The organism is Caulobacter sp. B11, assembly GCF_002737765.1.
GTDB lineage: Bacteria > Pseudomonadota > Alphaproteobacteria > Caulobacterales > Caulobacteraceae > Caulobacter.
Map to the genome: position 1 here is coordinate 1 of NZ_PEGG01000176.1, position 5,782 is coordinate 5,782.

A 5,782-nucleotide genomic window follows, 5' to 3' on the forward strand; every position below is an offset into this window, starting at 1 on the left:
ATCCTCCTCGTTAACGAGAGAATGAGGGTGCCAGCGGATCTGAGGAAAAGCTTGCGGCAGGAGTGGTATTACGTCTGTAAATTCGGAATTTGGGAACACGCTCAGCGGAAAGGAGAAAAGCCTGAGCAAGCAATCAGAAGGTTAAATGGACAGGCCAACTACCAGCGCTGGGTTGATCCCCAGGACAAATCATTAGGCGAAATCTGCAAAGGCATTTCTGCTATCCAAAAGGACCTGATTAATCCAACTTTTGGCGGATAGCATTGTTTTTGTAGTTCAACGATGCGTCGTAATGTCATCGCTGCTATAGTGATCTCTTATTTCTCTCAGAGGTCTCCTTCAGGGGAGAGAAGAAGAGAACAAGGGGGACACCCCCTTATCGTCAACCAAAGCCCCTTTCCACCCCTAGCCGGTCTCACCCCCCTACGGCTGATGCGCCCACACCCAGCCGGCGCGGATCTGGCCGGTGAACACATAGCGATAGTCATTGAGCACGCCGATCGCGTCGGCGCCGTTGGCGGCGACGCGGCGGTCGGTGCTGCGGGCCATCACCGTCTCGGCCGAATGGCTCAGGCGCAGATAGGCCTGCTCGGCTTGTCCCTGGTTGATCAGCTGGATGCCCAGTAGGGTATTGACCCCGGTGGCGACCAGCGAGCGGGCCTGGGCCGGGTCGCGGGCCAGGCGGTCGTCGATGGCGACCAGGGCCTCGATGGCCTGGCGGAAGACGGCGCGGTCGTTGAGGCGCTCGGCGTCCTCGAACGACATCATCGCCAGGTTCAGGGCGTTGAGCAGGGTGGTCGGGGCGGTGGGGCCGTTGACCCTCTGGCGGCGGGCCTGCAGGTCGCTCATCAGGGCGCGGGCGGCGGCGCGGCGGGCCGGGTCGTCGGTGGCGCGCCAGAACACCGCCAGCACCTCGCCGGTCTTCAGGGTCAAGAGGTCGTCGGGGCCGCGCAGCCGGCCATAGGCGCGATAGACCCCTTCCTGCAGGTCGCCGGCCCGGCGCGGGTCGCCCGCCCCGGCCAGGGCCCCGGCCAGGGCGTAGGTGGCGTCCAGGGTAGTGGAATGGTCGGGACCGCGCAGGGCGGTCAGGCGGGCCACCAGCGGCTGGCCCAGGTCGCGGGCCTCGGCGTAGCGGCCCTCGGCCGACAGCAGCTGCACTGACAGGGCGGCGGCCAGCAGCACCTCGGCCTCGGGGGCGCCGGGGCGCGGGGCGGCGGCCAGCTGGCGGCGGATCTGCTGGGCCTCGGCGTTGTAGCCCAGGGCCAGCAGGTTGGTGACCAGGCTGGCGCCGATCTGCCGGGTCTCCAGGGCGGTGGGGCCATAGAGGCCGACCATGCCCTGATAGCCGGCCTCCAGATGCGGCTGGGCCTCGTCATAGCGTCCGGACACCGACAGGGCCCCGCCGAGGGCGGCCTCGGCGATGATGGCGACCGGATCGCCGGGGCCGCGCCGGCTGGCCCGGGCCTGGATCTGGCGGGCCAGGGCCACGGCGGCGTCGCGATCGCCCTGATAGGCCTGGAAACTGGCCATGATCGCCCCGGCCATCAGGGCCTCGGGCCCGTCCTCGCCGCTCCGGGCCACCATGACCTGGCGAAAGCGGGCGATATGGGCCACGGCGTCGGCGAAGGCGTCCTGGCCGGCCAGGGCGGTGGCCAGGTTGAGCTCGGCGGCCAGGGTGCGGTCGTCGTCGGGACCAAGGGAAGCCTTGAGGGCCTCGAACTCGGCCCGCCGGGCGGCGGTCAGCGGGGTGTCGGCCGCCTGGACCGGCAGGGCCAGGGCCAGCCAGCAGGCCAGGGCCAGCCCCGCGCCCCTCATCAAGCCCCCAACCGCATCCGCGCCGCCTCCCGTGATCCGCGCCAGCATGCCCGGTCGGCGGCCAGGGCGCACCCGCCCGGAACGGGGGGTAGCGGCGGCTTGCGCCGCGCGGACCCCCTCCGGCCCTCCGGCCCTCCGGCCCTCCGGGCCACCTCCCCCGACCCCCTCAGTCGGCTTTGCCGACAGCTCCCCCGAAGGGGAGCAATGGGGGAGGATCTAACAGCTACAGCCGGCTCTTGCGGAAGGCCTCGGCCTGCTCCGCCCGCAGCTCGGCCCGGACCCGCTTGGGCATGGCCTTGTCGACGGTCTCGCCGACCCCGGTGAGGATCTCGTTGGCGAATTCCAGGTCCATCAGCTTCATGCGCTTGATCTCGTCGCGCAGGCGGGCGGCGGTCTCGAATTCCAGGTTGGCGGCGGCCTCGCGCATCCGGGCCTCGAGGTCCTTGAGGGCCGACTTGAAATTGTCGCCGCTGAACGGCTTGTCGTCCTTCTCGCCGAAGCCGCCGATCGGCACGGTGACCCGGTCGCCGCGCTCGTACGGCGAGTTCAGGATGTCCTTGATGTCGCGCTTGACGCTCTCGGGCGTGATGCCGTGGTCGAGATTGTACTGGTGCTGCTTTTCGCGGCGGCGGCTGGTCTCGCCCATGGCCCGCTCCATGCTGCCGGTGATCCGGTCGGCATAGAGGATGACCTTGCCGTCGAGGTTTCGCGCCGCGCGGCCGATGGTCTGGATCAGGCTGGTCTCCGAGCGCAGGAAGCCTTCCTTGTCGGCGTCGAGAATGGCCACCAGGCCGCATTCGGGGATGTCGAGGCCCTCGCGCAGCAGGTTGATGCCGACCAGCACGTCGAACTTGCCCAGCCGCAGGTCGCGGATGATCTCGATGCGCTCCATGGTGTCGACGTCGCTGTGCATGTAGCGCACGCCGATGCCCTGCTCGTTGATATATTCGGTCAGGTCCTCGGCCATCTTCTTGGTCAGGACGGTGACCAGGGTGCGGTAGCCCTTGGCCGAGGTCTGGCGGATCTCGTCGATGACGTCATCGACCTGGGAGGCGCCGTCCTTGCTGACCGGGCGCACCTCGACCGGCGGGTCGATCAGGCCGGTGGGGCGGATCACCTGCTCGGCGAAGACGCCGCCGGAGCGTTCCAGCTCCCAGGCGGCCGGGGTGGCGCTGACATGCACCGACTGGGGCCGCATGGCGTCCCATTCCTCGAACTTCAGCGGCCGGTTATCCAGCGCCGAGGGCAGGCGGAAGCCGTACTCGGCCAGGGTCCATTTGCGGCTGCGGTCGCCCTTGTACATGGCCCCGATCTGCGGAACCGTCTGGTGGCTCTCGTCGGTGAAGAGCAGGGCGTTGTCGGGGATATATTCAAAGAAGGTCGGCGGCGGCTCGCCGGTCTTGCGGCCTGACAGATAGCGGCTGTAGTTCTCGATGCCGGCGCAGGAGCCGGTGGTCTCGATCATCTCCAGGTCGAAGGTGGTGCGCTGCTCCAGGCGCTGGGCCTCCAGCAGCTTGCCGTTGGCGACCATCCAGGCCAGGCGCTCCTTCAGCTCCTTGCGGATCTCGATGATCGCCTGGCGCAGGGTGGGGCGCGGCGTGACGTGGTGGCTGTTGGCGTAGACCTTGATCGACGGCAGGTCGGCGGTCTTGCGGCCGGTCAACGGGTCGAACTCGCTGATCGCCTCGACCTCGTCGCCGAACATCGAGATGCGCCAGGCGCGATCCTCGTAGTGGGCGGGGAAGATCTCCAGGGTGTCGCCGCGCCGCCGGAAGGTGCCGCGCTCGAAGGCGGCGTCGTTGCGCTTGTACTGCTGGGCCACCAGGTCGGCCATCAGCTGCTTCTCGTTGATCGTCTGGCCGACCTCGAGGCTGAAGGTCATGGCCGTATAGGTCTCGACCGAGCCGATGCCGTAGATGCAGCTGACGCTGGCGACCACGATGACGTCGTCGCGCTCGAGGATCGCCCGCGTCGCCGAGTGGCGCATGCGGTCGATCTGCTCGTTGATCGAGCTGTCCTTCTCTATGTAGGTGTCGGTGCGCGGGACATAGGCCTCGGGCTGGTAGTAGTCGTAATAGCTGACGAAATACTCGACCGCGTTGTCGGGGAAGAAGCTCTTGAACTCGCTGTAGAGCTGGGCCGCCAGGGTCTTGTTGGGGGCCAGGATCAGGGCCGGGCGCTGGGTGGCCTCGATGACCTTGGCCATGGTGAAGGTCTTGCCCGAGCCGGTGACGCCCAGCAGCACCTGGTCCTGCTCGCGGCCCTCGAGGCCCGCCACCAGCTCGGCGATGGCGGTCGGCTGGTCGCCGGCCGGCTCATAGTCGCTGACCAGCTTGAAGGCCCGTCCGCCCTCCGACTTGGCCGGTCGGGCCGGGCGGTGCGGCCGCCACAGCATCGGCATCGACCCGTCGGCCGCCACCTCGAGGGCCGGATCGTGCAGGAAGGGCGTGGAGACGTCGGAAACGCCGGTGACCGGGGTGCGAGGCATGGCCCGAAGGTAAGGATCCCGGACCCCGAAGGCTAGGGGCCCTGCTGACGCGGGGTGTCAGCAGGGTGGCGGGAGGGGGTGGGTGAGATCGGGTGTGTTTGGCGATTGTGAACGTCATGGTTGTTTAGCTCGAAGAACTGTGTTCTCTTAAATTCCGGAATAGGCGGGACGCGGGGGGCGATCATGGGGCCAGGGTCTTGGGTCGCTCTGTCGACGCTGTTGATTGTGGGCGCGGTCGGCATTGATCCCGCCGGGGCGCAGACCCCGGCCAATATCCCCGAGGGGGCGCAGACCCCGGCGAAAGTCCCACAGGAGGCGGTTGAGGCTGCGGCGCGCGACCTCAAGGCCGCCGGTGACGAGCAGGCCTTGGTGCGAACGCGGCTAGAGACGGCGGCGCTGGTGCGCCAAACCGAACAGGTGCGGAAAGACACCATCGCCCTCCGGGCGGACAATGACAGGCGCAGCACCCAGGCCGTGCGACCGGTCGACTGGGTAGCCGACCTGGACCGCGCGGCGGCTCTGGCGATCCCGGCGCGTGTCAGCGCGCTGGACCTGTCCAGTCGGTTCGGCGTCGTCTGCACACGGGCTCCGTCCGGTAACGACAATGACTATTCCAGGTGGTTCACGGTCCCCAAAGACGGGGCGCGCCCTTTGGACACGCGCCCGATCCGCGAGTTCGCGGCGTGCTATCGGCGGCGGGCCGGTCAAATTCAGCTGGGCTCTGACATCGCCGGCTGGACGACCGGCGTGGCGCTGGTCGGGCTTTTGGTGGCCGGCAATACCATGGCGCCGAAGAAAACCACGGTGATGTGGACCTCGGGCGCCGTTGTGCCGATGATCCTCAACGACCTGCGCGGCAGCGGCTACCGGTCGCAGCTCTACAGCGCCGGAGCGGACGCCCTGGACCAGGTGGCGTTTCGCTACGATGTGCTGGCCTTCCGCCTACAGCACGCCGAGCGCCATTTCGAGACGTTGACGGGCAATGGCGACGCAATCGACAAGACCTGCGCCGATCTCGCGCAAAGCCTGCGCAGCGCCAAGACCTTGCCCGATACCGCGCGGCGCACGGTCGTTCTGGAAGGGGTTCAGGCCTTGTCCGCGCGGTGTGACGCCGCCGCGAAGACTCACAGCAGGCTCAAATTGATCCTTTCCGACGCCGTCGCCGCCAGGAGCGCGTTGCAGCTCTATGCGGCCGACGATGCGTTGCGCGTGGCCGCCCGCATGGACCTGTTGCAGCGGGCCCTACGGGCCTCTCCGTTCGAGGTGTTCCGCTCGATCGCCAAGCTTCCCTTCGCGACCGTTGAGGCGCTGTTGTCCGGGGAGGGCCTCCATCCGCGCTCGGACCCCCGATCCGATCTTGAATACCTCGTCGGCGGTCGCCGCTTGAGTTTCGCCACCCCTGCATTGCCGGATGAACTGGATCCCGCCGTGGCCCTGAGCCAGGCCTTCGAACAGGCGCTTAAGGAGTACGTGGCTGAG

Annotated in this window: 4 protein-coding genes; 2 read left to right on the forward strand and 2 right to left on the reverse strand. The window is 67.9% G+C overall.

The features are described from left to right. On the forward strand, positions 1-261 hold a 261-nt coding region (locus CSW58_RS15120), incomplete at its 5' end, for a hypothetical protein (RefSeq protein ID WP_236627723.1). A gap of 162 nt (positions 262-423) precedes the next feature. Here the strand turns inward: CSW58_RS15120 and CSW58_RS08220 are convergent. After that, positions 424-1,815: a hypothetical protein gene (locus CSW58_RS08220; RefSeq protein WP_099446967.1), complete on the reverse strand. Its 1,392-nt coding sequence runs from the start codon at positions 1,813-1,815 to the stop codon at positions 424-426. Positions 1,816-2,038: 223 nt separating this feature from the next. Next, positions 2,039-4,303 carry an excinuclease ABC subunit UvrB gene (gene uvrB, locus CSW58_RS08225; RefSeq protein WP_099446968.1) on the reverse strand — a complete coding sequence of 755 codons (2,265 nt, stop codon included), beginning with the start codon at positions 4,301-4,303 and terminating at the stop codon, positions 2,039-2,041. Positions 4,304-4,522: 219 nt separating this feature from the next. Between uvrB and CSW58_RS08230 the strand changes: the two genes are divergently transcribed. Continuing rightward, positions 4,523-5,782: hypothetical protein (locus tag CSW58_RS08230; RefSeq protein WP_143755133.1), on the forward strand; the 1,260-nt coding region annotated here is incomplete at its 3' end.